Genomic DNA, 26,584 nt, shown 5'->3' on the forward strand with positions numbered 1-26,584 from the left:
TTAGGATTGTGTATGGTATCCGTTAGATAAGACAGAAGGAGAATGGAATTATGAAAAATATATTATTAATCGGACTTGGGAGATTTGGAAGACATATTGCAATGGAGCTTAGTGAATTAGGGCATGAAATTATGGCAGTAGATGTCAATGAGGGCAGAGTAGATAAAGTCCTTCCCTACGTTACAAATGCCCAGATTGGAGATAGCACGAATGCGGAATTTTTAGAATCATTAGGAATTGGAAATTATGATATCTGTTTTGTTACGATTGGAGGAAGCTTTCAAAATTCATTAGAGACCACATCTCTATTAAAGGAACTTGGTGCAAAAATGGTTATTTCGAGAGCAGAGAGGGATGTTCAGGAGAAGTTCCTTTTAAGAAATGGTGCAGATAAAGTAATTTATCCAGAAAAACAGGTGGCAAAATGGGCTTCGATCCGTTATACCGATGACCATATCCTTGATTATATGGAAGTAGATGCTTCCCATGCAATATTTGAAGTGGAAGTACCGAAAGAGTGGATTGGAAAAACGGTTGGAGAGCTGGATATTCGAAGAAAATATGATATTAATATCCTTGCAATAAAAAATAATGGAGAGCTTAGCATGGCAATATCTCCAGATACATTTTTTACAGGGGATATCACGCTTTTAGTAATCGGAGAGCATAAGGCAATTAAAAAGTGTTTCCATATTTAAATTAAAGAGGGGATAAATGATGAAAGAAGTAATTTTACTCTTAACAGTATTGGTAATGTTTATTGTTTGTTTTTTTGTTATGGGAAAGATTGGATATTTCATCAATGAAAATTACAAAGCGTTTATTATAGGGGAGAGGGAAAATACGCAATCCTGTAAAATTATATCTTTGGATGAAATTTCTGATGAAGAGTTGTTAAAAGAAATACATGATTATCAAAAAAAATGTGGTAAAGCAAGTATGATAATTTATGATTCAAAAAAGGAAGATAAAAGGCAGTGTTTTGACGGTGATAAAGCAGTGTGATATACTCTAATATACTCTTGAATTCAAATAAAAGGCGGGAAATTAAAATAATGGAAGAAAATGAAAGAAGAGAAGGCGTATTAAAGCAGCATTTTGCATTATATGCAAAGAAACCGTCAATAAAAGATTGTTTTGTGACGGTTTTTATATTTATGATATGTACTATTATTGGTCTTTTATTTCAGAAACTGCATTTTACAGATACGAATATCGTTACGATATATATTCTTGGTGTATTGATTACTTCTATTTTGACAGACGGTTATCTGTGCAGTATCGCAGGTTCCTTTTTAAGCGTTGTTTTATTTTGTTTTTTTCTTACGGAACCAAGGATGTCTTTCCAGACATATGCAGTTGGATATCCGGTGACTTTTGCGATTATGCTGGTATGCTCTGTGTTGGCGGGAACTCTTTCCGCTAAATTAAAAATGCATGCAAGGATTTCCTCTCAGCTTGCATTTCGAACGCAGGTATTATTCGACACAGACCGCCTGTTGCAAAAAGCGAGGAGCAGTAAAGAGATGTTGCGTGTCACCTGCACGCAGCTGGTTCGTTTACTGAACCGGGATATTGTTGCATATATTGTAGAAGAGGGGAAATTGTCACAGGGACAGGTGTTTTATCAAAATAAGGAAGGAACGAATCAGCAATTTTTAATACCGGAAGAACAAAAGATTGCCAGATGGGTCTATGAAAATAATAAGCGTGCAGGAGTAGGAACGAATTATTTTAAAAATGCAAAATGTTTATATTTGGCGATCCGCATCGGTGATCACGTATATGGTGTAATTGGGATTCCGGCGAACAAAGATGTTCTTGATTCCGTTGAGTATAGCATTTTACTTTCTGTAGTAAATGAATGTGCGCTTGCTATGGAAAATCTGCGCAATGCAATAGAAAAAGAGAAGAATGCTGTTTTGGCAAAAAATGAACAGCTGCGAGCAGATTTACTGCGTGCGATTTCTCATGATCTAAGGACACCGCTTTGTTCTATTTCCGGCAATGCGGATATGCTTTTAAATAACGGAGCGTGCCTGGACAGTAAAACGAAGCAGCAGATTTATGCGGATATTTATGATGATTCTGAATGGCTCATTGGCGTAGTAGAGAATCTGTTATCTATTACAAGGCTTAATGATGGGCGGCTGAAGTTTAAATTTACAGATCAGTTACTTGATGAAGTCATTGCAGAATCTCTGCGTCATATCAGCAGGAAGCATGATGAATATACAATTGTGACAGAATGTGAAGAATTGATTCTTGTCCGGATGGACGTGCAGCTTATCATACAGGTACTCGTGAATCTGATTGATAATGCCATAAAATATACACCGAAAGGCTCGAAAATCTGTATCCGGGGAATGAAATGTAATGGAAAAGCACAGATTTGCGTGGAGGATGATGGTCCGGGAATTGCAGATGAAATGAAGCCATATATCTTTGACATGTTTTATACGGGGAAAAGTACGATTGCAGACAGCCAGAGAAGTCTTGGTCTTGGTCTGTCACTTTGCCAATCTATTATAGAAGCACATGATGGAAGGCTCCTTCTTACAGATAATACACCACGAGGATGTATTTTTACTTTTACTTTACCACTTAGCGAGGTGACATTAAATGAATAAAACAGTAGTTCTTGTTGTGGAGGATGACCGTCCGATACGAAATCTCATCGTAACAACATTAAAAATGCATGATTATAAATATCTTACGGCTAACAATGGAGTATCTGCGATAATGGAAGCATCTTCACATCATCCAGATATTGTCCTCTTAGATCTGGGTCTTCCGGATATGGAAGGAGTAGATGTAATTAAAAAAATCCGTACATGGTCCAATATGCCGATTATTGTTATCAGCGCCCGAAGTGAAGATAGCGATAAAATAGAAGCATTAGATTCCGGGGCAGATGATTATATTACAAAACCTTTTTCGGTGGAAGAACTGCTTGCCCGCATACGGGTGACACAGCGGCGCCTTGCCATTATTCAGGTGGGAGAAGAACAGGAAGCTTCTATTTTTATTAACGGACAATTAAAAATAGATTATATAGCTGGCTGTACCTATCTGAAAGGAAAAGAACTGCATCTGACACCAATTGAATATAAGCTTTTATGTCTTTTGTCACGTAATGTCGGAAGGGTTTTAACACATACCTATATCACACAGCAGATCTGGGGAAGCTGTTCACAAAATGATGTTGCTTCATTAAGAGTGTTTATGGCAACATTACGTAAAAAACTTGAACCAGATAAAAATGGACTCCAGTATATACAGACGCATATCGGAATCGGATACCGAATGCTTCGGATAGAATAAGGAGGCACTACAAGTGAAAAGTAGTATAGCACAGTATCATCTTCCGGGACTGTTTGAGTTTTATGAATTGTATAAGGTGTTTTTGCCGTTATTTCGGGAACATCGAGAATATTTTTATGATTGGTGTGATATTGGATCTGTCTATGGTGCCCCAGCGGATTGTATCTGGGGTGGAGGACGAGCAGGATTTGGGGATGACGATGCAAAAAAAGTGTTAGATTTAATGAAGGAGTATGGAATTTCTGCCCGGCTGACTTTTAGTAATTCTCTGCTTAGAGAAGAACATCTTTTGGATAAAAAATGCAATGCGCTTTGCAAGTTATTTGAAGAAGCTGGGGATATACAAAGTGAAAGTGTATCAAACTCCAATATGCAAAATAAAAGCATAAAAGATATACAAGAGAATAATGTACAGCCTAAAGTAGTAATACAAAATGGAGTTATCGTTCATTCAGACTTGTTATTGGATTACTTAAAAAAGAACTATCCTAACCTTTACTTTGTCTCTTCTACGACAAAAGTTCTGACAGATTTTCAGCAGTTCTCAAATGAAGTGAAACGAAAAGAATTTCGATATGTTGTCCCAGATTTTCGTCTGAACAAGTCTTTTGATAGGTTAAATACCTTAACGCAAATAGAAAAAGATAAAGTGGAATTCCTATGTAATGAATGCTGCTGGTTTGGATGTAAGGACAGAAAGCGTTGTTATGAAACAGTAAGTCGAAAAAATCTTGGAGAAAACTGCCCGGAACATCATTGTGCTGCACCGGATGCAGAAGAAGGATATCGTTTTTCAAAAGCCATGAAGAATCCGGGATTTATCAGGATAGAAGATATTCAAAATGTTTATCTGCCGATGGGATTTTCTAATTTTAAAATAGAAGGACGGGGACTTGGCAGTGCATTGGTGCTGGAATTTTTGCTTTACTATATGGTTAAGCCGGAATATCAGATACATATCAGAGAAGCAATATATCTTGATAATATGCTGGATTTGTTTTAGGACATTTTTTACTCTGAGTATGTTTGCCTCTCTTTTCTTTTTTTACAATAATTTTACCAAAGTCATACAGAAACACGACAGTGGATTATTTTTTCTACACAAAATCCTGATTTCATCTGGCGCCAAAGAACAGAAAAGCAGAAATTTGATATAGAATAAAATGTGATGTCGGAGCAAGTAAAAATGCCGGTCAGGCATTTTCTACGCCGCGACTATCTTCACATTTTATTCTATATCAAATTTCTGCTTTTCGTTTCTTTAGTCCATCAAATCAGCATTTAAATATCATAAACCACCGGTTTCTTCTCTTTAAACACCGCATAATGGCGGAATCCCGCTCTATGAAGAATATCCGGCACCTTGTCAAACTCCCATGCCATATGCTCCGGTTTATGGGCATCGCTTCCGATTGTGATAAGTTCGCCGCCAAGTTCGCGGTATCTTCTTAATATGGAAATGTCAGGGTTTGGCCAGTCAAGTCCGTACTTCAGTCCGGCAGTATTTACTTCAAGAGCGCGATTTCTCTCAATAATTTCGATTAAAATTTCATCGAGAATATCAGAAAAATGATCATAGAAGAAAGTCTGGGAGGATTCCGGAAGGTAGCGGCAGACATAATCAAGATGACCGACAGACTGGTAGTGAGGAAATGCTTTTAAGTTGGATAAAACTGTTTCAAAGTAAGTCATAAGCCCTCTGGTTGCGCCAAGCTCTTTGAAATATGTGCCGTAATAAGGATCCATATTATTTACGATATGACAGGAATTAATAATAAAGTCAAAGTCTTTTCCATATTTTTCATAAAAGTTAGCAAGTAACCGACCAAGGTGTGGCTGTACGCCAAGTTCAAGTCCGTATAAAATCTCAATCTGAGAGGCATACTTTTCTTTGAGAGAAAATAGTGTTTTTTTATAATTTTCAAAATCTAAAAGAAAGTCCAGCTTATCAGGTGTATCCGGATAGCAGGGATCATAGTGTTCAGTGAAGCATAATGTTTTCATTCCAAGTTTAAGTCCTTTTTTGATCATAAGTTCCATAGGCGTGTCTGAATCAGAAGAAAAAGATGTGTGTAAATGTGTGTCGGTGTAAATCATAATCATCATTCCTTTCGGGTAAAAAATTGTATATGAATTTTCTTGCGTATCAAAAATAAAGGTAAAAAATTGTATTTCAAGACCAAAAACTCTGTATACTTGCAGGAAAAATGGCAACAATATCATAATAGCATAAAAGTGAAAGAAAAAAATCTATAATTTTATGCAAAATACTACTTGAAATCTTGGCAATAATTAGGTAAAATAGTTAAGGATTTGACAGGATGAGTCAAATCGGAACGCAGGAGGGCATATTCCCTGCGAACTTTAATGTCAAAGAATATCTAAAACTTAGGAGGAATTACCATGGCAGTAAAAGTTGCAATTAATGGATTTGGCCGTATCGGTCGTTTAGCTTTCAGACAGATGTTTGGTGCAGAAGGCTATGAAGTAGTAGCTATCAATGATTTAACAAGCCCTAAAATGCTTGCTCACTTATTAAAATATGACTCTTCTCAGGGAACATATGAGAAAGCAGCTACAGTAAAAGCTGGCGAAGATTCTATCACAGTTGATGGAAAGGAAATCAAAATCTACGCTTTCCCAGATGCAAACAATTGCCCATGGGGAGAAATCGGTGTTGATGTAGTATTAGAGTGTTCTGGTTTCTACACAAGCAAAGAGAAAGCTCAGGCTCATATCAATGCTGGTGCTAAGAAAGTTGTTATTTCCGCTCCTGCTGGAAACGACCTTCCAACAGTTGTTTACAATACTAACCATACAGTATTAAAACCAGAAGATAAGATTATCTCTGCTGCATCTTGTACAACAAACTGTTTAGCTCCTATGGCTGACGCTCTTAACAAATATGCTGCAATCCAGAGTGGTATCATGTGTACAATCCATGCTTACACAGGTGACCAGATGACTCTTGACGGACCACAGCGTAAAGGTGATTTAAGAAGATCTCGTGCAGCAGCAGTTAACATCGTTCCTAACAGCACAGGTGCTGCTAAGGCAATCGGTCTTGTTATCCCAGAATTAAACGGTAAGTTAATCGGATCTGCTCAGCGTGTTCCTACACCTACAGGATCTACAACAATCTTAACAGCAGTTGTTAAAGGTGCTGATGTAACAGTTGAAGGAATCAATGCAGCTATGAAAGCAGCAGCTAACGAATCTTTCGGTTACAACGAAGACGAAATCGTTTCTTCTGATATCGTAGGAATGAGATTTGGTTCTTTATTCGATGCAACTCAGACAATGGTTAACAAAGTTGCTGATGATTTATACGAAGTACAGGTTGTTTCATGGTACGATAACGAAAACAGCTACACATCTCAGATGGTTCGTACAATCAAATACTTTGCTGAATTAGCATAATCTAAGCGATAGTATTAGTATATATTTAAGAATATAAGACTCAAACATGGGTCCGGTCTCGTGGGACCGGACCTTTGTTTGTTTTTGAAAAAGTGCTTTTGGAAGTCTGATAAATCTGCAGTTATGTAGATTTTGATTTTAAGAGTACATGAATATAATTTAGGAGGAATTCCAACATGGGTTTAAATAAAAAATCTGTAGACGATATTAATGTAAAAGGACTTAAAGTTCTTTGCAGATGTGACTTCAACGTTCCATTAAAAGATGGTAAGATCACAGACGAGAACCGTCTTGTAGCTGCACTTCCAACAATCAAGAAGTTAATCGCAGACGGCGGTAAAGTAATTCTTTGCTCTCACTTAGGTAAAGTAAAAACAGAAGAAGATTACACAACAAAGACTTTAGCTCCAGTAGCAGCTCGTTTATCTGAGCTTCTTGGACAGGAAGTAAAATTTGCAGCAGACCGTGAAGTTGTTGGACCAAACGCAAAAGCTGCAGTAGAAGCTATGAAAGACGGAGATGTTATCTTACTTGAGAACACTCGTTTCCGCAAAGAAGAGACAAAGTGTGGAGAAGAATTCTCCAAAGACCTTGCTTCTATCTGTGATGTATTCGTAAATGATGCATTCGGTACAGCTCACAGAGCTCACTGCTCTAACGTAGGTGTTGCTTCTTTAGTAGACACAGCAGTAGTTGGATACTTAATGCAGAAAGAAATCGATTTCTTAGGCAATGCTGTAGAGAACCCAGTACGTCCTTTCGTTGCTATCCTTGGTGGAGCAAAAGTTGCAGATAAGTTAAACGTTATCTCTAACTTACTTGAGAAGTGTGACACACTCATCATCGGTGGTGGTATGGCTTACACATTCTTAAAAGCAAAAGGATATGAAATCGGTAACTCTTTAGTTGACGAGACAAAGATTGATTACTGTAAAGAAATGATGGAAAAAGCAGAAAGCCTTGGCAAGAAGTTACTTCTTCCAGTTGACTCTGTAATGGTAGATGCTTTCCCTAACCCAATCGATGCTGAAATCCCAACATATGTATACGATGCAGACGCTATGGCAGCAGACAAAGAAGCTTGCGATATCGGACCTAAGACAATCGAATTATACGCAGAGGCAGTAAAGACAGCTAAGACAGTTGTTTGGAATGGACCTATGGGTGTATTCGAAAACCCAATCCTTGCAGCAGGTACAAAGGCAGTTGCAGCAGCACTTGCTGAGACAGATGCTACAACAATCATTGGTGGCGGAGATTCCGCAGCAGCAGTTAACCAGCTTGGATATGGTGACAAGATGAGCCATATTTCTACAGGTGGCGGAGCTTCTCTTGAGTTCTTAGAAGGTAAAGAATTACCAGGTGTTGCAGCAGCAAACGATAAATAATTTCAGAATTACGGGAGTAGCGTTAGCTACAGAGTAATTCGTGACATCAGTTAGGGTCAGAATACCTTTTGACCCTAACATCATAAATATATAATAAAGGGGAATTTATTATGCGTAAGAAAATCGTAGCAGGTAACTGGAAAATGAATAAAACTCCTAGTGAGGCAGTTGAATTAGTAAATATGTTAAAACCACTTTGTGCGAATGAAGATGTTGACGTAGTATTCTGCGTACCAGCAATCGACATTATCCCAGCTATGGAAGCTGCAAAAGGTTCTAACATCGCAATTGGTGCAGAGAATATGTACTATGAAGAAAGCGGTGCTTACACTGGTGAGATTTCTCCTGCTATGTTAGTAGATGCCGGAGTAAAATACGTTGTTCTCGGACATTCTGAAAGAAGAGAATACTTCGCAGAGACAAACGAAACAGTTAACAAAAAAATGTTAAAAGCTTTCGAACATGGTATTACACCAATCATGTGCTGTGGAGAAACTTTAGAGCAGAGAGAACAGGGCGTTACAATGGACTTTATCCGTCAGCAGGTTAAAGTTGGTTTCTTAAATGTAACAGCAGATCAGGCTAAGACAGCAGTAATCGCTTACGAGCCAATCTGGGCGATCGGAACAGGAAAGACTGCTACAACAGAGCAGGCTCAGGAAGTTTGTGCAGAGATTCGTAAATGTATCGCAGAAATCTATGATGATGCAACTGCTGCAGCAATCCGTATTCAGTATGGCGGAAGTGTAAACGCTAAGACAGCTCCAGACTTATTTGCACAGGCAGATATTGATGGAGGTCTTGTTGGTGGAGCTTCCTTAAAAGCTGATTTTGGTCAGATTGTAAACTATAACAAATAATAAGCTTTGCATTTTAAAGCAGAGTAATAAGAATGTTAACAGTAACCCGCGGACTTTTCTCCGCGGGTCAACTAAACTTTAAACGGGAGATTATAAAATGAGTAAAAAACCTACAGTATTATTAATTATGGACGGCTTTGGTTTAAATGACAGACATGAAGCCAATGCTGTATATGAGGCAAACACTCCAAATATCGATAAGTTAATGGAAGACTGTCCATTTGTAAAAGGAAATGCCAGCGGCCTTGCTGTTGGTCTTCCGGACGGACAGATGGGTAACTCAGAAGTTGGACATCTTAACATGGGTGCAGGACGTATCGTATATCAGGAGCTTACAAGAATTACAAAAGCAATTCAGGATGGCGATTTCTTTGATAATAAAGCGTTTTTAGAAGCAGTAGAAAACTGTAAAAAGAATAATTCCACACTTCATTTATATGGTTTATTATCTGATGGTGGAGTACACAGCCACAATACACATCTTTATGCTTTATTAGAGCTTGCAAAGAGACAGGGACTTACAGACGTATGTGTACATTGTTTCCTTGATGGTCGTGACACAGCCCCAACATCTGGTAAAGAATTCATCGAAGAATTAGAAGCTAAGATCAAAGAAATCGGTGTAGGCCAGATCGCATCTATCGAAGGTCGTTACTATGCAATGGACAGAGATAACCGCTGGGATCGTGTAGAAAAAGCTTACGCTGCTTTAGTTTACGGTGAAGGTAATGAAGCAGCAGATGCAGTAGAGGCAATTCAGGCTTCTTATGATAATGATAAGACAGATGAGTTCGTTATCCCTACAGTAATCAAGAAAGATGGACAGCCAGTAGGCACAGTAAAAGCAAATGATTCCGTTATCTTCTTCAACTTCCGTCCAGACCGTGCAAGAGAAATCACTCGTGCCATGTGTGACCCTGAATTTACAGGATTTGAAAGAAGAAATGGAGTATTCCCATTAACGTATGTCTGCTTTACAGAATATGATGAGACAATCCCTGGAAAGATTATCGCATTCCACAAAGAAGAAATTACAAACACCTTCGGAGAATTCCTTGCAGCAAACGGTTTGACACAGCTTCGTCTTGCAGAGACAGAAAAATACGCGCATGTAACATTCTTCTTCAATGGAGGTGTAGAAGTTCCAAATAAGAATGAGGATAGAATCCTTGTTAAGTCTCCAGCAGTAGCAACTTATGATTTACAGCCGGAGATGAGCGCACCAGAAGTTGGAGAAAAACTTGTAGAAGCAATCAAATCTGATAAATACGATGTGATTATCATCAACTTTGCAAACCCTGATATGGTAGGACATACTGGCGTACAGGAAGCAGCAATTAAGGCAGTTGAGACGGTAGATACCTGCGTTGGAAATGCAGTAGCAGCATTAAAAGAAGTAGATGGACAGATGTTTATCTGTGCAGATCATGGAAACTGCGAACAGTTAATTGACTATGAAACAGGAGAACCATACACAGCACATACAACAAACCCAGTTCCGTTTATCCTTGTAAACTATGATCCGGCTTATACATTAAGAGAAGGCGGATGCTTAGCAGATATTGCTCCAACCTTAATCGAGATGATGGGAATGGAACAGCCAAAAGAAATGACAGGAAAGTCACTGCTTATTAAAAAATAAGTGGATAATGCTTATAAAGGACAAAGATGATCTGCGTCTAACTAAAAAATAAACAAAAATAGACCTTGTAGATTTGTGACAATCAGATCTTCAGGGTCTGTTTTGTTATAGGTAAAAGTGCAAACTTTATCTTTTACAAGCTTTGTGTTATCCTTTTAAGGAAATCAATTCGCTTAAACATAGTGGGTTAAGGTTGAATAAAAAAGAAAGGAAACACATATTATGAAAGGAACTACGAAAATAGGAACTCTTTGTTTGAATGGATTGGCGATCTTTTTAACAATTATTTTTGTGATAAGTATAGTTACTATGTCAGGGAATACTGTATCTGTACAGGCAGAAACGATAAAAAGCCAGAGGAAAAATATGTCAGATAAAAAAGCTGCAGTAAAAAAGAACAGATGGACCAGACTTATTCAAAAATACGAGAAGAGTGAGAAGGTAAACCAGCTTATTTTTGTGAAATACAAAGGAAACAGTAAGGCAGATATTATTTTGTATAAAAAAGCAAACGGAAAGTTTAAAAAAGTATTTGCCTGTGCCGGTTATGTTGGAAAGAACGGAATAAATAAAAAGCGTGAAGGTGATAAGAAAACACCGACTGGTACCTATGGTTTCACAAAAGCGTTTGGAATCAAAAGTAATCCGGGAAGTAAGATAAAATACATAAAGTTAAATTCTTATCTGTACTGGAGTGCGGGCAGAAAGTATTATAATCAGATGATAGATATTCGAAAAGTAAAGGCAAGCCACGCGGGGGAACATCTCATCCGTTACAGACCGCATTATAATTATGCATTGGCGATTGATTATAATAAAAAATGCATCTATAAAAAAGGGGCAGCTATTTTCTTACATTGTACAGGAAGCAATCCGTATACGGGAGGTTGTGTTGCAGTGAAAGAAAAGTATATGAAAAAGATTATGAAAACAGTAGATAAAAATGCAAAAATCTGCATTTATCCCAAATAGATAGGTAAAATGAAATAAATATTGCAAAATAAGAGTAAGTAGCTTAATATACGATATGTGACAGTAGAAGAAAAAATAGCTGCTGTCATTCACCACCTGAAAGAGGTGGGAGTCTTCTCGATTGAGATAAATTAGAGGAATGATACAGAAAGAAGGATCAAAATGAAGATAGGAAGAAATGATAAATGCTGGTGTGGCAGTGGAAGAAAGTATAAGGCATGTCATATGTCCTTTGATAATCGTATCAAAGATTACTGGAACAGAGGATATGAAGTGCCAGATCATTCTATGATCAAAACACCGGAACAGATAGAAGGAATACGCGAAGCAGGTAAGAAGAATACGATGGTGCTTGACTTTATTACTCCTTATGTAAAGGAGGGAGTAAGTACGGGAGAGTTAAACCGTCTTATTGAAGAATACACAAGAGAAATCGGTGGAATTCCGGCATGTCTTGGTTATCAGGGATATCCGAAAAGTGTCTGCATTTCTATTGATGATGTGGTGTGCCATGGTATCCCAAGTGATGACCAGATTTTAAAAAGTGGACAGATTCTGAATGTAGACTGTACGACAATTTATAATGGATATTTCGGTGATGCATCAAGAATGTTCTGCATCGGTGAGGTTTCTGAAGAAAAGAAAAAGCTTGTTCGTGTAACAAAAGAATGTGTCGATCTTGCGCTTGAGGCAACAAAGCCTTGGGGAACGATGGGAGATATGGGGTATGTTTGTAATAAACATGCTGTAGAGAATGGATACAGTGTTGTAAGAGAAATCGGAGGACATGGATGTGGTGTACAGTTCCATGAAGAACCATGGGTCAATCATATCGGTGAACCAGATGAAGGCATTCTTTTTGTGCCGGGAATGACATTTACGATTGAACCAATGGTAAATATGGGAAAACCAGACGTATGGGAAGATGAAGATGACGGCTGGACAATCCGCACAGAAGATGGTAAGCCTTCCGCACAGTGGGAATACACAATTTTGGTGACGGAAGATGGAACGGAAATTCTCTCTCATTAATGTAATGTGTTAAACTGTTTGACTGGTGAGGGTGATTTTCCGTCAAAAAAGTAACTATTTCAAACTCCGCTCATAAAGCAGGTTGTTCCTATCTGTTTTTGCGAGCGGAGTTGTTTTATTTTATAAATAACATTTAAAATATTAAGGTATTATAGAGCGGATTTGTATGTTTTCTATAGGAAGCGTGTCGTATTACATGAGTTTGGATCGTGGAGAAGCAGGGAGCTTTCTATGAGATAAAAAGTGAAAAATGAAGTCAAAAACAAAAAAAATGCAAAAATTTTTTTTAATCCTTCAAAAAAACTTGATTTTATTGCTTTAGTGTAGTAAGATAAAGTCCATAAAAATATCTAAGGTATTGACAAAGTGGTAGTGGAATCAGAATACTTGACATTGAGTTGATACATTAAAGTTATATTTTTCATTATATATTATAAAGGAGGAAAAAATAATGAAAAAGTTTATAAGTGTAATGTTAGTCGCTGCAATGGCAGTAACAGCATTAACAGGATGTGGTAGTAATTCAAGTTCTTCATCTAAGAAAGATGCAGACAAATATTATATTGGTGGTATTGGACCGACTACCGGAGCAACAGCGATTTACGGAACAGCCGTAAAGAACGGAGCACAGATTGCAGTAGATGAGATTAATGCGGCAGGTGGTATTAACGGTAAGCAGATTGAATACCGTTTTGAAGATGATCAGAATGATGCGGAGAAGTCAGTGAATGCCTATAATACATTAAAAGACTGGGGCATGCAGATGTTAGTAGGAACAACAACAACTGCTCCATGTATCGCAGTAGCAGGTAAGACAGCTTCTGATAATATGTTCCAGATTACTCCATCTGCATCTGCACCAGATGTACTCTCCAGTGGAAACGGTAATATATTCCAGGTATGTTTTACAGACCCTAACCAGGGTATTGCATCTGCTCAGTATATTGCAGAGAACAAGCTTGCTAAGAAGATTGGTATTATCTATGATAGTTCTGATGTATATTCTTCAGGTATCGAAGAGAAGTTTGAAGCAGAAGCTAAGGATAAAGGACTGCAGATTGTTTCTAAAGCAGCATTTACAGCAGATTCTAAGACAGACTTTGGTACACAGCTTCAGAAAGCAAAAGACGCAGGTGCTGATTTACTCTTCTTACCTATTTACTATCAGGAAGCTTCTATTATCTTAAAACAGGCAGATACTATGGGATATAAACCGAAATTCTTCGGTGTAGACGGAATGGATGGTATCCTTACTGTAGAGAACTTTGATACGAAGTTAGCTGAAGGGGTTATACTTTTAACACCATTCGCAGCAGATGCAAAAGATAAAGCAGTTCAGAACTTTGTAAAGACTTACAAAGAAAAATATAAAGATACTCCGAACCAGTTCGCAGCAGATTCTTACGATGCTGTTTACGCATTAAAGGCAGCAATCGAAGAATCTAAAGCAACTCCTGATATGAGTGCTTCTGATATGTGTGACGCATTAAAAGGTGCGATGACTAAGATTAAGATGCAAGGTCTTACCGGCGGAAAAGATGGTCTTACATGGAATGAAAGCGGAGAAGTAACAAAGTCTCCTAAGGCTGTTATTATTAAGAACGGTGCTTACAAGGCAATGTAATTCTTAAGTGATTTGGATTAAATAATATAGCCCAGGGAAGGGGTTACCTGCGGGTAGCTCCTTTTTTGGTTTAGAGAAGTTTTTCGTTTTTTAGAAAAGCCGTAAGGACGGCACGGAGGAAAACATATGAGTTTTATATCATATTTGATAAATGGTATCAGCCTGGGAAGTATTTACGCAATTATTGCCCTTGGCTATACTATGGTATACGGTATCGCTAAGATGCTGAACTTCGCACATGGCGATGTTATCATGATTGGATGTTATATCGTGTTTGTTTTGATGGGCAGCTTCCATCTGAATTCGACAGTGAGCATTATTGCTGCAATTATTGGATGTACCATTCTTGGTGTAGTAATTGAAAAGATTGCGTATAAACCACTGCGAAAAGCATCTCCACTTGCAGTATTGATTACTGCAATTGGTGTCAGTTACTTTTTGCAGAACTTAGCGTTGATTTTATTTGGAGCAGACACAAAGTCATTTACGTCTGTTGTACATATTCCATCAATTAAGCTGGCTGGAGGAAATCTTACAATTTCCGGTGTAACAATCGCAACAGTGATCAGTTGTATTGTTATTATGGCAGCATTGATGATTTTTATTAAAAAGTCGAAGTCAGGTCAGGCAATGCTTGCAGTATCTGAAGATAAAGATGCAGCACAGCTTATGGGTGTAAATGTAAATAAGACAATTTCGCTTACATTTGCGATCGGTTCCGGGCTTGCCGCGATTGCTGGTGTATTGTTATGTTCCGCATATCCGACTCTTTCTCCGTATACCGGAGCGATGCCTGGTATCAAAGCATTTACTGCGGCGGTATTTGGTGGTATCGGTTCGATTCCGGGAGCGTTGATTGGTGGTATTTTACTGGGAGTAATTGAGATTCTGGGAAGAGCATATATTTCTTCACAGTTATCTGATGCAATCGTATTTGCTGTATTGATCATCGTACTTTTAGTAAAGCCTACGGGACTTCTTGGCAAACAGGTACAGGAGAAAGTGTAGGTGGCATAAGAAATGAAAAAAGCAAATTTAAAAAGTATGAACAAACAGACAAAAAGTATGTTGATTACCTATGCTATGGTAATCGCAGTATTTATTATTGTAGAGGTTATGGTATCTACCGGAATGATGTCGAGTCTGATGCAGGGACTTCTTGTTCCGCTTTGCATTTATTCTATCGTAGCGATCGGATTAAATCTTTGTGTAGGATATCTTGGTGAGCTGAGTCTTGGTCATGCAGGATTTATGTGTGTTGGAGCATTTTCAAGTGCTGTATTTTCAAAATGTATGATGGCGACAGGAATGAATGAAACACTTCGTTTTATTCTGGCGATTCTTATCGGTACAGTTGTTGCAGCAATTTTTGGATGGCTTATTGGTATTCCGGTTCTTCGTCTTAGAGGCGATTACCTTGCAATCGTAACGCTGGCATTTGGTGAGATTATCAAGAATGTAATTAACGTTATGTATCTTGGAAAAGACAGTAAAGGATTTCATTTCTCCATAAAGGACAGTGCCTCTTTAAATATGGAGGCAGATGGACAAAAGATTATTGATGGAGCAAAAGGTATTGTCGGAACGCCGAATCAGTCTACCTTTGTTGTTGGTATTATTATTATTTTAATTAGTTTATTTGTTTGTTTTAACCTTGTAAACTCAAGAACAGGACGCGCGATCATGGCGATTCGTGATAATCGTATCGCAGCGGAATCTGTAGGTATCAATATTACAAAGTATAAATTAATGGCATTTACAATTTCAGCAGCGATTGCCGGTGCGGGTGGTGTACTTTATGCACATAATCTGTCTACGTTAACAGCACTTCCTGCAAACTTCGGTTACAATATGTCCATCATGATTCTTGTATTCGTTGTTTTAGGTGGCATGGGAAGTTTTCGTGGATCTATTATCGCGGCAGTTCTTCTTACAATGCTTCCGGAAATTCTTCGTGGACTTGCCGATTACCGTATGTTGATTTATGCGATTGTATTAATTATCATGATGCTCTTTAACTGGGCACCAAAAGCAATCGAGTGGAGAGAAAAGTATTCCATTAAGAGAATGTTTGGCAAAAAAGCAAAAGCAGAGGAGGTACAGTAATTATGGCATTACTTGAAGTAAAGAATCTGGGTATCTCTTTTGGTGGTCTTCGTGCGGTAGACCGATTTGAGGTTGAGATAAAGAAAGGACAGCTTTACGGTCTGATTGGACCAAATGGTGCAGGAAAGACAACTGTCTTTAATATGCTGACCGGTGTATATAAACCGACAGACGGTATTATCAAGTTAGATGGTGAAGATCTTGTTGGAAAGAAGACAATTGAGATTAATAAGGCAGGTATTGCAAGAACTTTCCAGAATATTCGTCTGTTTTCCCAGCAGTCTGTTCTTGACAATGTAAAGATTGGACTGCATAATCAGTATAAGTATTCCGCTTTGACAGGCATTTTACGTTTACCAAAGTACCATAAGATGGAAAAAGAGATGAATGAAAAGGCAATGGAACTTCTGAAAGTATTTGAGCTTGATGGTAAGGCAGACTTTCTTGCATCGAATCTTCCATATGGAGAGCAGCGTAAGTTAGAAATTGCCAGAGCGCTTGCAACAAATCCAAAGCTTCTTTTATTAGATGAGCCGGCTGCCGGAATGAACCCGAATGAAACAATAGAACTTATGGATACGATTCGTTTCGTTCGTGATAATTTTGATATGACAGTATTATTGATCGAACATGATATGAAGCTTGTATCAGGAATATGTGAAGAACTTACCGTATTAAACTTTGGCCAGGTACTGGCACAGGGCAAGACGAAAGATGTTTTAAATGATCCGGAAGTTATTAAGGCTTATCTTGGAGAATAGGAGGAAAGAACTTTATGGCAATGCTTGAAGTAAAGGATCTTGAAGTATATTATGGGATGATTCAGGCCATCAAGGGGATTTCCTTTGAGGTAAATCAGGGAGAAGTTATCGCTCTTATCGGTGCGAATGGTGCTGGTAAGACAACAACTCTTCAGACAATCACCGGTATGCTTCAGGCAAAGAAGGGACATATTCTGTTTGAAGGACAGGATATTACAAAGGTACCGGGACATAAGATCGTAACAATGGGAATGGCACATGTACCGGAAGGAAGACGTGTATTTGCGAATCTTTCTGTGTATGAGAACTTGAAGCTTGGTGCATATACAAGAAAAGATAAGAATGAGATCGCACAGTCTTTAGAGATGGTATATGAAAGTTTTCCGCGATTAAAAGAGAGAAGAAATCAGTCTGCAGGTACATTAAGTGGTGGAGAACAGCAGATGTTGGCGATGGGACGTGCGTTAATGTCTAAACCAAGGATTATTCTGATGGATGAGCCTTCTATGGGGCTGTCACCGATTTTTGTAGATGAGATTTTTAAGATTATTCAGCAGGTTTCTGCCGCTGGAACGACAGTACTTCTTGTAGAACAGAATGCGAAGAAGGCACTGGCAATTGCTGACAGAGCGTATGTTTTGGAGACAGGTAAGATTGCTCTTAGCGGTGATGCGAAAGAACTTATGAATAATGAGTCTATTAAAAAGGCATATTTGGGAGAGTAGGTGTTACAATGGAACATACAGTAATTACGATTGCAAGAAGTTATGGAAGTGGTGGAAGAACTTTAGGCAAACTTTTGGCCAAGGAACTTGGTATCCACTGCTATGACAGAGAATTGCTTCGTATGGCTTCTGAACAGAGTGGTATCAATGAAGCTTTGTTTGGAGAAGTAGATGAGAAGGTGAAGAGTCTGCCTTTATTTGGCATCAGTAAAAAGATTTACAAGGGGGAGATATTCCCTCCGGAAAGTGATGATTTCGTATCAGATGACAACCTTTTTAATTATCAGGCGAAGATTATCAAAGAAGTTGCGGCAGAAGAATCCTGTGTAATTATCGGAAGATGTGCGGATTTTATTTTAAAGGATAATCCGGATGTAGTTCGTTTATTCTTTTATGCACCAAAGGAAGACTGTATTGCCCGCGTAAAGACACAGAATGGCGGTACAGAAAAAGAAATTATCCGCAAAATTGAAAAAACGGATAAATATCGCTCAGATTATTACAGATATCATACCGGGAAAGACTGGAATGATTCAAGAAACTATGACTTTTGCCTAAATACTGCAAGTATGAGCTATGAGAAGCTTGTAGCGGTGGTAAAAGCATATATTGAACAATATAAGTAAGTACATATAAAAATTATGTATAAAAAATGAAATTTCTCCCATACTGAAGAAAATATACTTTTGGAATCTTTCGTAAAATCAGACACAGAAAGATTAAGAGAGTATATGAGAAAGAAATTATTTTCACAATTCAGTAAGGGGGAATTTTTTTATGAAAAAAGGTTTAAATAAAAAAGATTTTAGTATTGAAGAAGTACATGGTTTAGAAGTGCTTGATTCTAGAGGAAATCCAACGGTAGAAGTAACGGTAAGATTAGGAAGTGGTGCAAGCGGGAAAGCAATTGTGCCTTCTGGAGCTTCTACAGGTCGTTTTGAGGCGGTGGAGCTTCGAGATGAGGAAAAACGATTTGGAGGAAAAGGAGTAGAGAGGGCAGTTACAAATGTAAACACAAGAATCAGTGATCGTTTATGCGGCTGCAATGCTTTAGAACAAAGAGAAATCGACCATATTTTAAAAGAAGCGGACGGTACAGAAAATAAAAGCAAATACGGTGCAAATGCTATTTTGGGAGTTTCTCTTGCGGTGGCCAGAGCAGCGGCTGAAGGCTTGGGGATTCCCCTTTACCGTTATGTTGGCGGTGTGAATGGTAAAGTACTGCCGGTTCCTATGATGAATGTCATTAATGGGGGGTGTCATGCGAAAAATTCAATTGACTTTCAAGAATTTATGATCATGCCAGTTGGTGCAGAGTCTTTATCGGAAGGAATCCAGATGTGTGCAGAGATTTATCAACAGTTAAAGAAAACGTTAGCTGAAAAAGAGTATGCAACCGGTGTGGGCGATGAAGGTGGTTTTGCTCCGAATTTAAATTCTGCGGAAGAAGCGCTGGCATTATTGCAGGAAGCAACGCAGCTTGCCGGGTATGAGCCTGGAGTGGATATCTTTTTTGCAATGGATGCGGCAGCCTCCGAATTGTATGATGAAAATACCAGACGCTATTATTTTCCAGGGGAAAGTCAGATGAAAGAAAAGGAAATTTACAGAAATGCAGAAGAAATGGTGCAATATTATGAAGAACTTGTAGAAAAATTCCCTTTGATTTCTATTGAGGATGGATTGAGCGAGGAAGATTATGCAGGGTGGAAAGTCCTTACCTATCGCCTTGGAGAAAAGGTACAGCTTGTTGGAGATGATCTTTTTGTAACAAATGTAAAACGATTGTCAGAAGGAATTGAGAAGGGAATCGCAAATGCGATTTTAATAAAACCGAATCAGATCGGTACATTATCTGAAACGCTTGATGCGATCTTACTGGCACAAAAAGCTGGTTATCGCACGATTATATCTCATCGGAGCGGGGATACAGAAGATACAACGATTGCGGATCTGGCAGTGGCGGTAAATGCAGGGCAGATTAAAACAGGCGCTCCATGCAGGGCAGAACGAACTGCAAAATATAATCAGCTTATGCGGATTGAAGAAGAACTTGGAAATTCCGGAAATTATGGAAAGTGATTTATCTCAGTCGAGAAGACTCCCACCTCTTTCAGGTGGTGAGTGGCTGCTCGACTTGAAGAAATGCTACAGATAGAATTTTAGGAGAGTCATCTTAGAAATCATGAAAAATTGAGAGATTATATTACAAAATTAAAAAATTGAAGGATTAATAAGAAAAAATCTTATTTTCTCTCTATTTCGACTTTACTTATGAAAAGATGTAGTCTAATATAGAAGTGTATTTTTTCAGAAGCAAATATAGAGGAGGAAAGACAATGAAAAAATTACTGGCATTTATTCTTGCCGCTGTTATGACAGCATCACTCTGTGCCTGCGGTTCTTCAAACAGTGGATCAGAAGGTTCTACATCCGCAAAGGGAAGTTCAGCAGCAGGAAAACCTGTAGCAGCATCCGATGTGAAAGTGGGATGTATTATGATCGGTGATGAGAATGAAGGATACACCGAAGCACATTTAAAAGCAGTAGAAGAGATGAAGAAGAATCTTGGTCTTACAGATGATCAGGTAGTGATCAAGACCAATATCAAAGAAGATGAAGGTTGTTATGATGCTGCGGTAGACCTGGCAGAACAGGGATGCAACATTATTATTGCAAACAGTTTTGGTCATGAAAGTTATATTCTTCAGGCGGCTGCAGATTATCCGGATGTACAGTTCTGTCATGCAACAGGATATCAGGCAAAGAGCAGTGGGCTTGCTAATATGCACAACTTCTTCACGAACGTATATGAATCTCGTTATTTATCCGGTGTTGTTGCGGGTATGAAGTTAAATGAGATGATTCAAAAAGGTGAAGTTACAAAAGATAAATGTAAGATCGGTTATGTAGGGGCTTTCCCATATGCCGAAGTTATCAGTGGATTTACCTCTTTCTATCTTGGTGTGAAGTCTGTTTGTGATTCTGCTACGATGGAAGTAAAATATACAAACAGCTGGGCATCCTTTGATCTTGAAAAAGAATGTGCGGAGCAGTTGATCGCGGATGGTTGTGTATTAATCAGCCAACATGCCGATACAACAGGAGCTCCTACAGCATGTGAAGCAAAGAAGGTTCCTTGTGTAGGTTATAATATCGATATGATTCCAACAGCTCCGGATGCAGCTCTTACTTCTGCAACAATCAACTGGGGTCCGTATTACACATATGCTGTACAGTCTGTAATTGGGGGAACAGCTATTGATACAGATTGGTCAAAAGGTGTAAAAGATGGAGCGGATGCAATTACAGAACTGAATGATAAGACCGTTGCTAAAGGAACAAAAGAAAAAGTAGAAGAAGCACAGAAGGGAATTGAAGACGGAACAATTCATGTATTTGATACTTCTAAGTTTACCGTCGGTGGTAAGACCCTTGAAGAACTTGTAGAGTCCGGTGATGAGGATGCTACAAAGCTTCAGAGTTATATCAAAGATGGATATTTCCATGAATCCGACGTGGCAGGTGGAATGACTTCTGCACCGGCATTCACATTTATTATTGATGGAATTGACTCCATTACAAAGTAATTAAACAGTCAGTTTACTAAGGCAGAGCCGCCATATCAGTGGCTCTGCCTGATTATGTAAAAAACAATATTTTATCTCAGTCGAGAAGACTCCCACCTCTTTTGGATGGTGAGTGACAGCTGCTCGACTTGAATAGTCGGATAATGGAGGAAAAAAAGTTGGAACAGACATATGCCATAGAATTAAAAAATATAACAAAACGATTTGGCAAGATTGTCGCAAATGATGGAATTAATCTTCAGGTGAAAAGGGGAGAGATTCTTTCGTTGCTTGGCGAAAACGGAAGTGGGAAGACCACCTTGATGAACATGATTTCCGGAATTTATTTTCCAGATGAAGGACATATATTTGTAGATGGAAAAGAAGTATCGATTCGTTCTCCAAAGGATTCTTTTGATCTTGGAATCGGAATGATCCATCAGCATTTTAAATTGATCGATGTTATGACCGCAGCGGAAAATATTATTTTGGGATTAAAGGGAAGCGCGGTTCTTGACATGAAGAAAGTGCATAAAGATATTCAGGAGCTTGTTGATAAGTATGGTTTTGATCTTGATCCAGCACAGAAGGTATATACCATGTCCGTTTCTCAGAAACAGACAGTAGAGATTGTTAAGATGTTATATCGAGGTGCCAATATTTTAATTCTTGATGAGCCGACAGCAGTACTTACGCCACAAGAAGTAGATAAATTGTTTGATGTGCTTCGCAATATGAGAGATGATGGCAGGGCAATTATCATTATTACACATAAACTAAATGAAGTTTTAGAATTGTCTGATCGTGTTTCGATTTTACGGAAAGGAAAGTATATTGGGACATTACAAACTTCAGAGGCGACTGTAGAATCTCTCACAGAGATGATGGTTGGAGAAAAGATTTCCCTTGATATTAACCGTCCGATGCCGCATGATCTTAAAAAGCGTCTTACAATCGATACTATTACCTGTACGAATGAGGACGGACTGCATACATTAGAGAATGTTTCATTTGAAGCGTTTGGTGGAGAAGTACTTGGCGTGGCAGGAATTTCCGGAAGTGGACAAAAAGAATTATTAGAGGCGATTGCCGGACTTACGAAGCTTTCTTCCGGAAGTGTTGTTTTCCACTCGCCGGAAGGAGAGGATATTGATCTGGCTAAATATAATGCAGCACAGATTAATGAACTGGGAGTCCGTCATTCTTTTGTTCCGGAAGACCGTCTTGGTATGGGACTTGTCGGATCTATGGGTATGACAGGAAATATGCTTCTTCGTTCTTTTAGAAAAGGAAAAGGGTTCTTTACGAGTTTAAAAGCACCAAAAGAGCTGGCAGAAAAGATTAAAGAAGATCTAGATGTTGTAACCCCGGATATTGATTATCCTGTAAGAAGACTTTCCGGGGGAAATGTACAAAAGATTCTTGTAGGAAGAGAAATTGCTTCTTCACCGGCAGTTCTTCTTGTTGCTTATCCGGTGCGTGGTCTTGATATCAACTCTTCTTATATGATCTATAATCTGTTAAACAAACAAAAAGAACGGGGCGTTGCCGTTGTATGTGTAGCAGAGGATCTAGACATGCTTCTTGAATTCTGCGACAGAATCCTGGTACTTTGTGATGGTAAGGTAACAGGAATTGTGGATGCCAGAAAGACAACAAAAGAAGAAGTTGGAATGTTGATGACATCCCATAAGGAGGAAAAATAATGGATAATACAGTGAAAGAACCACTGATACATCTTTCGAAAAGAGAGGATATGCCATCTGGAAAGAGATGGCTGGTAAGAATTGCTGCAATTTTCCTTTCACTTGTTGTATGCGCAGGTTTTATTTTTATGATTATTAAGATGAATCCTGTAGAAGTCTACGAAGGAATTGTAGAAGGCGCCGTAGGAACAAGCCGCCGTTTCTGGGTAACAGCAAGAGATGCACTGACTTTGTTATGTGTGGCAGTTGCGGTAACACCTGCTTTTAAAATGAAGTTTTGGAATATCGGTGCAGAAGGACAGATTCTTATGGGATGTGTTGCTTCTGCGGCAATGATGATCTATGCAGGGAATGCTCTTCCAACAGGAGTGTTACTTGTACTGATATTTCTTTGCAGTTTTGCTGCCGGAGCTATCTGGGGAGTTATTCCGGCATTTTTTAAGGCAAAGTGGAATACAAATGAAACGTTATTTACCCTGATGTTAAATTACGTTGCTATGCAGGTTGTAACATTTTGTATTGTATATTGGGAGAATCCGGTTGGATCAAATTCGGTTGGAATTATTAATGCTCCGACAAAAGCAGGATGGCTTCCTCCTCTTTTTGGACTTGACTATGGATGGAATCTTGTAATTGTGTTATTATTAACGGTGTTCATGTTTATTTATATGAAGCGTACAAAACATGGCTATGAGATTTCTGTTGTAGGAGAGAGTGAGAATACTGCACGATACGCAGGGATTAACGTAGGTAAAGTGATTATCCGTACCGTTGGAATTTCCGGAGGAATTGCAGGTCTTGCAGGATTTATTCTTGTAAGTGGTTCTTCTCATACGATTTCTACAAGTACGGCGGGAGGTCGCGGATTTACCGCGATCATTGTAGCATGGCTTGCGAAGTTTAATGTATGGGCAATGGCAGTGATTTCTTTTCTTCTTGTATTTATGCAGCAGGGAGCGATTCAGATTGCGACACAGTATAATCTGAATGAAAATGCTTCCGATGTTATTACGGGAATTATTTTGTTTTTTGTTATCGGATGTGAATTTTTCATTAATTATAAATTGGAATTTCGCGGAAAGCACAGTGCATAAGGAGGAAGAGATTGATGACAGTATTAATTACATTTGTACAAAAGGCCATTATGCAGGGTGTCTGTATGCTCTTTGGCGCAGATGGAGAAATTCTGACAGAAAAATCAGGTAATTTAAATCTTGGAGTTCCAGGAATGATGTATATGGGTGGGATTGCCGGTCTTATCGCAGCTTTTTATTATGAAAAGGCTGCCGCACATCCAAATGGTCTGGTTGGAATGATTCTGTCCCTGTTAGCTGCATTTTTAATGGCTGCATTCGGTGGTTTGATTTTTAGTGTATTGACAATTACATTAAGAGCGAATCAAAATGTGGCAGGTCTTGCCTTGACAACATTTGGTGTTGGTTTTGGTAACTTTTTTGGAGGATCCCTTTCGACACTTGCCGGTGGTGTAGGACAGATTTCTGTAGCGGTTACCGGAGATGCTTATCGTGCAAAGCTTCCGTTTTTATCAAAGATCCCCGTAATCGGAGAGATATTTTTTAATTATGGGTTCTTGACATATTTTGCAATTATTATTACACTACTTATGGCGTTTTTTTTAAAACGTACCCGCTGGGGACTGAATTTGAATGCAGTAGGAGAAAGTCCAGCGACAGCGGATGCGGCAGGAATCAATGTTACGCTTTATAAATATCTTGCAACGGTAATCGGTGGAGGAATTGCCGGTCTTGGAGGACTTTATTTTGTAATGGAATACTCAGGAGGAACCTGGACGAATAATGGTTTTGGTGACAGAGGATGGCTTGCGATCGCGCTTGTTATTTTTGCCCTCTGGAAGCCCGTCAATGCAATCTGGGGGTCCTTTCTATTTGGCGGATTGTATATTTTATATCTATATATACCGGGACTTGGAAGAAGTATGCAGGAAATCTTTAAGATGCTTCCATATCTGGTAACAATCATTGTTCTTATCATTACGAGCCTTCGTAAGAAGAGAGAGCAGCAGCCGCCGAATAGTCTGGGACTGGCATATTTTAGAGAGGACCGTTAAGCAAAGAAACGGAGGAATCGAAAACATGAGAAAACATATAGCAGTAGTTATGGCTGTGATCATGGCTCTTTCCATCTGCGGATGTGGAAGCAGCAAGTCACTTTTTCCTGAGAATACAGGAGAGCAGCAGGAAACAAAGACTGCAGACAGTGGAAGTATGAAAGTGGGGTATCTGCTCTCTTCAGACGGAGATGCACCAGATACCGTTGCGCGAGTACAGGGAATCCGCAAGATGCAGGAGCAGACAGGAATAAAAGATGATCAGATCATCATTAAAGAAAGTGTAAAGAAGTCTGATTGTGAGAAGAAAGCAGCGGAACTTGCAGAAAAAGGCTGCAGCATTATTTTTTCTGAAAATCCGGAGTTTGAAAGTGTATTAGAAGAAACAGCGAAGAAGTATCCGAAGGTACAGTTTTGTCAGGAAGGCGGAAAGCTTGCTAAGGACAGTGAACTTTCTAACTTTCATAACTACGATACAAGAATATATGAAGCATATCATGTAGCTGGTCTCGTTGCTGGTATCAAATTAAATCATCTTCTTGATAAAGGAGATATTTCCGCGGAAGACTGTGTGATCGGATTTGTGGCATACGAAAAGAATGCAAAGACAACAAGCTGTATTAATGCATTTTATCTTGGAGTAGAAAGAGCTTGTTCACAGTCCTCTGTTTTAGTTCGTTATGTCGGTAAAAGAGGCGTTTATGATGCAGATGGGAAGGCAGCAAGACAGCTTATTGCAGCTGGTGTGAAGATGATGGCGCAGTATACGTATACCACTGCTGTAGCAACGGTATGTGCAGAGAATGATACTCCATTGATTGGAAATGACATCAATCTTATTTCTACCGCACCAAAAGATGCACTTACTTCTGCGATATCTGACTGGAGTGTATATTATACCTATGCAGTGAATAAAGTATTAAAAGACAAAGAAATCGCAACAGACTGGACAGCTGGTTATGCAGAGAACGCCGTTGTTCTTTCTCAGTTAAATGATGAGCATATATCAGACGGTACTGTAGAAAAAGTTGCTGAACTGGAGAAGAATTTAAGAGCTGGAAATGCAAAAATATTTAATATAGAGAAGTTTACGGTCGATGGTTCTTCTCTTGATACATTAGCAAAGAGTAACAAGAAGTTTAAGAAATATAAAAAGTACATTAAAAATGGAAATTTACAGGAATCCATGACACAGTCGAAATCTGTTTTTGATATCTTTGTTGATGGAGTAACAGAAAGTACGCATGATTATCTTGCAGAACAGGAAGAGAAATCTGCCGAATCTACAACAGAAGAGAATTAAAAGCTTGTTTTGTGGAAAAAACTGTGCTATAATAGTTTAGATTTTGTGTAGATGGCAGGAGGT

The 26,584-nt window shown here is 38.7% G+C and carries 24 protein-coding genes; 23 read left to right on the forward strand and 1 reads right to left on the reverse strand.

The genetic code is table 11. The features are described 5' to 3' along the window. The first annotated feature begins 50 nt into the window (after window positions 1-50). Genes FYJ25_RS01785 through FYJ25_RS01805 form a run of 5 tightly spaced genes read left to right on the forward strand, consistent with a single transcriptional unit; the run spans window position 51 to window position 4,327 of the window. The gene (locus FYJ25_RS01785) at window positions 51-698 is read left to right on the forward strand and encodes a potassium channel family protein (protein WP_096239471.1); all 648 of its coding nucleotides are present in this window, start codon (window positions 51-53) and stop codon (window positions 696-698) included. Between the two features lie 16 nt (window positions 699-714). Further along, a complete protein-coding gene (locus FYJ25_RS01790; protein WP_096239472.1) occupies window positions 715-1,005 on the forward strand; it encodes a hypothetical protein in 291 nt (96 codons plus the stop codon). Between the two features lie 50 nt (window positions 1,006-1,055). After that, entirely contained in the window at window positions 1,056-2,630 is a 1,575-nt protein-coding gene (locus FYJ25_RS01795) for an ATP-binding protein (RefSeq protein ID WP_154580382.1), read from the forward strand. After that, window positions 2,623-3,324, forward strand: coding sequence for a response regulator (locus FYJ25_RS01800; protein WP_096239474.1), 702 nt, complete (start codon window positions 2,623-2,625; stop codon window positions 3,322-3,324). The genes FYJ25_RS01795 and FYJ25_RS01800 overlap by 8 nt, the downstream gene beginning before the upstream one ends. Before the next feature lie 13 nt (window positions 3,325-3,337). Beyond that, window positions 3,338-4,327, forward strand: coding sequence for a hypothetical protein (locus FYJ25_RS01805; protein WP_096239475.1), 990 nt, complete (start codon window positions 3,338-3,340; stop codon window positions 4,325-4,327). A gap of 278 nt (window positions 4,328-4,605) precedes the next feature. Here the strand turns inward: FYJ25_RS01805 and FYJ25_RS01810 are convergent, their stop codons facing one another. After that, the gene (locus FYJ25_RS01810) at window positions 4,606-5,421 is read right to left on the reverse strand and encodes a histidinol-phosphatase HisJ family protein (protein WP_167513757.1); all 816 of its coding nucleotides are present in this window, start codon (window positions 5,419-5,421) and stop codon (window positions 4,606-4,608) included. Between the two features lie 306 nt (window positions 5,422-5,727). Here FYJ25_RS01810 and gap point away from each other — a divergent pair, with 306 nt between their 5' ends. The 18 genes from gap to FYJ25_RS01900 all read left to right on the forward strand — a co-directional run bounded on the left by gap (window position 5,728) and on the right by FYJ25_RS01900 (window position 26,521). Further along, on the forward strand, window positions 5,728-6,744 hold the full coding sequence (gap, locus tag FYJ25_RS01815) for a type I glyceraldehyde-3-phosphate dehydrogenase (RefSeq protein ID WP_096239477.1): 1,017 nt from the start codon (window positions 5,728-5,730) through the stop codon (window positions 6,742-6,744). A 176-nt stretch (window positions 6,745-6,920) separates the two neighbouring features. Then, on the forward strand, window positions 6,921-8,132 hold the full coding sequence (locus tag FYJ25_RS01820) for a phosphoglycerate kinase (protein ID WP_005350607.1): 1,212 nt from the start codon (window positions 6,921-6,923) through the stop codon (window positions 8,130-8,132). Between the two features lie 107 nt (window positions 8,133-8,239). After that, window positions 8,240-8,992, forward strand: a complete 753-nt coding sequence (gene tpiA, locus FYJ25_RS01825; RefSeq protein ID WP_227083348.1) for a triose-phosphate isomerase — start codon at window positions 8,240-8,242, stop codon at window positions 8,990-8,992. Window positions 8,993-9,089: 97 nt separating this feature from the next. Further along, complete coding sequence (gene gpmI, locus FYJ25_RS01830) at window positions 9,090-10,634, forward strand: 2,3-bisphosphoglycerate-independent phosphoglycerate mutase (protein ID WP_096239478.1); 1,545 nt, start codon at window positions 9,090-9,092, stop codon at window positions 10,632-10,634. Window positions 10,635-10,856: 222 nt separating this feature from the next. After that, the gene (locus tag FYJ25_RS01835) at window positions 10,857-11,606 is read left to right on the forward strand and encodes a L,D-transpeptidase family protein (protein ID WP_154580384.1); all 750 of its coding nucleotides are present in this window, start codon (window positions 10,857-10,859) and stop codon (window positions 11,604-11,606) included. Between the two features lie 162 nt (window positions 11,607-11,768). Then, window positions 11,769-12,638, forward strand: coding sequence for a methionyl aminopeptidase (locus tag FYJ25_RS01840; RefSeq protein WP_096239480.1), 870 nt, complete (start codon window positions 11,769-11,771; stop codon window positions 12,636-12,638). Window positions 12,639-13,089: 451 nt separating this feature from the next. Beyond that, on the forward strand, window positions 13,090-14,262 hold the full coding sequence (locus FYJ25_RS01845) for an ABC transporter substrate-binding protein (RefSeq protein ID WP_154580385.1): 1,173 nt from the start codon (window positions 13,090-13,092) through the stop codon (window positions 14,260-14,262). A gap of 126 nt (window positions 14,263-14,388) precedes the next feature. Next, complete coding sequence (locus FYJ25_RS01850; RefSeq protein ID WP_154580386.1) at window positions 14,389-15,270, forward strand: branched-chain amino acid ABC transporter permease; 882 nt, start codon at window positions 14,389-14,391, stop codon at window positions 15,268-15,270. Between the two features lie 12 nt (window positions 15,271-15,282). Next, window positions 15,283-16,368: a branched-chain amino acid ABC transporter permease gene (locus FYJ25_RS01855; RefSeq protein WP_154580387.1), complete on the forward strand. Its 1,086-nt coding sequence runs from the start codon at window positions 15,283-15,285 to the stop codon at window positions 16,366-16,368. Window positions 16,369-16,370: 2 nt separating this feature from the next. After that, on the forward strand, window positions 16,371-17,129 hold the full coding sequence (locus FYJ25_RS01860) for an ABC transporter ATP-binding protein (protein WP_021907171.1): 759 nt from the start codon (window positions 16,371-16,373) through the stop codon (window positions 17,127-17,129). Window positions 17,130-17,143: 14 nt separating this feature from the next. Further along, a complete protein-coding gene (locus tag FYJ25_RS01865) occupies window positions 17,144-17,854 on the forward strand; it encodes an ABC transporter ATP-binding protein (protein WP_021907172.1) in 711 nt (236 codons plus the stop codon). Window positions 17,855-17,862: 8 nt separating this feature from the next. Further along, window positions 17,863-18,480: a cytidylate kinase-like family protein gene (locus FYJ25_RS01870; protein ID WP_021907173.1), complete on the forward strand. Its 618-nt coding sequence runs from the start codon at window positions 17,863-17,865 to the stop codon at window positions 18,478-18,480. Between the two features lie 151 nt (window positions 18,481-18,631). Then, the gene (gene eno, locus FYJ25_RS01875; protein ID WP_154580388.1) at window positions 18,632-19,936 is read left to right on the forward strand and encodes a phosphopyruvate hydratase; all 1,305 of its coding nucleotides are present in this window, start codon (window positions 18,632-18,634) and stop codon (window positions 19,934-19,936) included. Window positions 19,937-20,193: 257 nt separating this feature from the next. Continuing rightward, window positions 20,194-21,444, forward strand: a complete 1,251-nt coding sequence (locus FYJ25_RS01880; protein ID WP_154580389.1) for a BMP family ABC transporter substrate-binding protein — start codon at window positions 20,194-20,196, stop codon at window positions 21,442-21,444. Window positions 21,445-21,602: 158 nt separating this feature from the next. Further along, on the forward strand, window positions 21,603-23,129 hold the full coding sequence (locus tag FYJ25_RS01885; protein ID WP_021907176.1) for an ABC transporter ATP-binding protein: 1,527 nt from the start codon (window positions 21,603-21,605) through the stop codon (window positions 23,127-23,129). Next, window positions 23,129-24,223, forward strand: coding sequence for an ABC transporter permease (locus FYJ25_RS01890; RefSeq protein ID WP_154580390.1), 1,095 nt, complete (start codon window positions 23,129-23,131; stop codon window positions 24,221-24,223). Before FYJ25_RS01885 ends, FYJ25_RS01890 begins: the two co-directional genes overlap by 1 nt. Before the next feature lie 14 nt (window positions 24,224-24,237). Then, complete coding sequence (locus FYJ25_RS01895) at window positions 24,238-25,218, forward strand: ABC transporter permease (protein ID WP_147607303.1); 981 nt, start codon at window positions 24,238-24,240, stop codon at window positions 25,216-25,218. Window positions 25,219-25,243: 25 nt separating this feature from the next. Further along, window positions 25,244-26,521 (forward strand): BMP family ABC transporter substrate-binding protein, encoded by a 1,278-nt coding sequence (locus tag FYJ25_RS01900; protein WP_154580391.1) that lies wholly within the window; start codon window positions 25,244-25,246, stop codon window positions 26,519-26,521. The last annotated feature ends 63 nt before the right edge of the window (window positions 26,522-26,584 follow it).

Origin of the sequence: Anaerobutyricum soehngenii (assembly GCF_009697165.1) — a bacterium.
Lineage (GTDB): Bacteria > Bacillota > Clostridia > Lachnospirales > Lachnospiraceae > Anaerobutyricum > Anaerobutyricum soehngenii.

Coding starts and splice junctions, on each gene's coding strand:
- FYJ25_RS01795 (WP_154580382.1), top strand. CDS start 1,056: ATGGAAGAAAATGAAAGAAGAGAAGGCGTATTAAAGCAGCATTTTGCA.
- gap (WP_096239477.1), top strand. CDS start 5,728: ATGGCAGTAAAAGTTGCAATTAATGGATTTGGCCGTATCGGTCGTTTA.
- FYJ25_RS01835 (WP_154580384.1), top strand. CDS start 10,857: ATGAAAGGAACTACGAAAATAGGAACTCTTTGTTTGAATGGATTGGCG.
- FYJ25_RS01790 (WP_096239472.1), top strand. CDS start 715: ATGATGAAAGAAGTAATTTTACTCTTAACAGTATTGGTAATGTTTATT.
- FYJ25_RS01895 (WP_147607303.1), top strand. CDS start 24,238: ATGACAGTATTAATTACATTTGTACAAAAGGCCATTATGCAGGGTGTC.
- FYJ25_RS01880 (WP_154580389.1), top strand. CDS start 20,194: ATGAAAAAATTACTGGCATTTATTCTTGCCGCTGTTATGACAGCATCA.
- FYJ25_RS01840 (WP_096239480.1), top strand. CDS start 11,769: ATGAAGATAGGAAGAAATGATAAATGCTGGTGTGGCAGTGGAAGAAAG.
- FYJ25_RS01860 (WP_021907171.1), top strand. CDS start 16,371: ATGGCATTACTTGAAGTAAAGAATCTGGGTATCTCTTTTGGTGGTCTT.
- FYJ25_RS01800 (WP_096239474.1), top strand. CDS start 2,623: ATGAATAAAACAGTAGTTCTTGTTGTGGAGGATGACCGTCCGATACGA.
- FYJ25_RS01850 (WP_154580386.1), top strand. CDS start 14,389: ATGAGTTTTATATCATATTTGATAAATGGTATCAGCCTGGGAAGTATT.
- FYJ25_RS01810 (WP_167513757.1), bottom strand. CDS start 5,421: ATGATTTACACCGACACACATTTACACACATCTTTTTCTTCTGATTCA.
- eno (WP_154580388.1), top strand. CDS start 18,632: ATGAAAAAAGGTTTAAATAAAAAAGATTTTAGTATTGAAGAAGTACAT.
- FYJ25_RS01870 (WP_021907173.1), top strand. CDS start 17,863: ATGGAACATACAGTAATTACGATTGCAAGAAGTTATGGAAGTGGTGGA.
- FYJ25_RS01785 (WP_096239471.1), top strand. CDS start 51: ATGAAAAATATATTATTAATCGGACTTGGGAGATTTGGAAGACATATT.
- FYJ25_RS01890 (WP_154580390.1), top strand. CDS start 23,129: ATGGATAATACAGTGAAAGAACCACTGATACATCTTTCGAAAAGAGAG.
- FYJ25_RS01820 (WP_005350607.1), top strand. CDS start 6,921: ATGGGTTTAAATAAAAAATCTGTAGACGATATTAATGTAAAAGGACTT.
- FYJ25_RS01865 (WP_021907172.1), top strand. CDS start 17,144: ATGGCAATGCTTGAAGTAAAGGATCTTGAAGTATATTATGGGATGATT.
- FYJ25_RS01855 (WP_154580387.1), top strand. CDS start 15,283: ATGAAAAAAGCAAATTTAAAAAGTATGAACAAACAGACAAAAAGTATG.
- FYJ25_RS01900 (WP_154580391.1), top strand. CDS start 25,244: ATGAGAAAACATATAGCAGTAGTTATGGCTGTGATCATGGCTCTTTCC.
- FYJ25_RS01845 (WP_154580385.1), top strand. CDS start 13,090: ATGAAAAAGTTTATAAGTGTAATGTTAGTCGCTGCAATGGCAGTAACA.
- gpmI (WP_096239478.1), top strand. CDS start 9,090: ATGAGTAAAAAACCTACAGTATTATTAATTATGGACGGCTTTGGTTTA.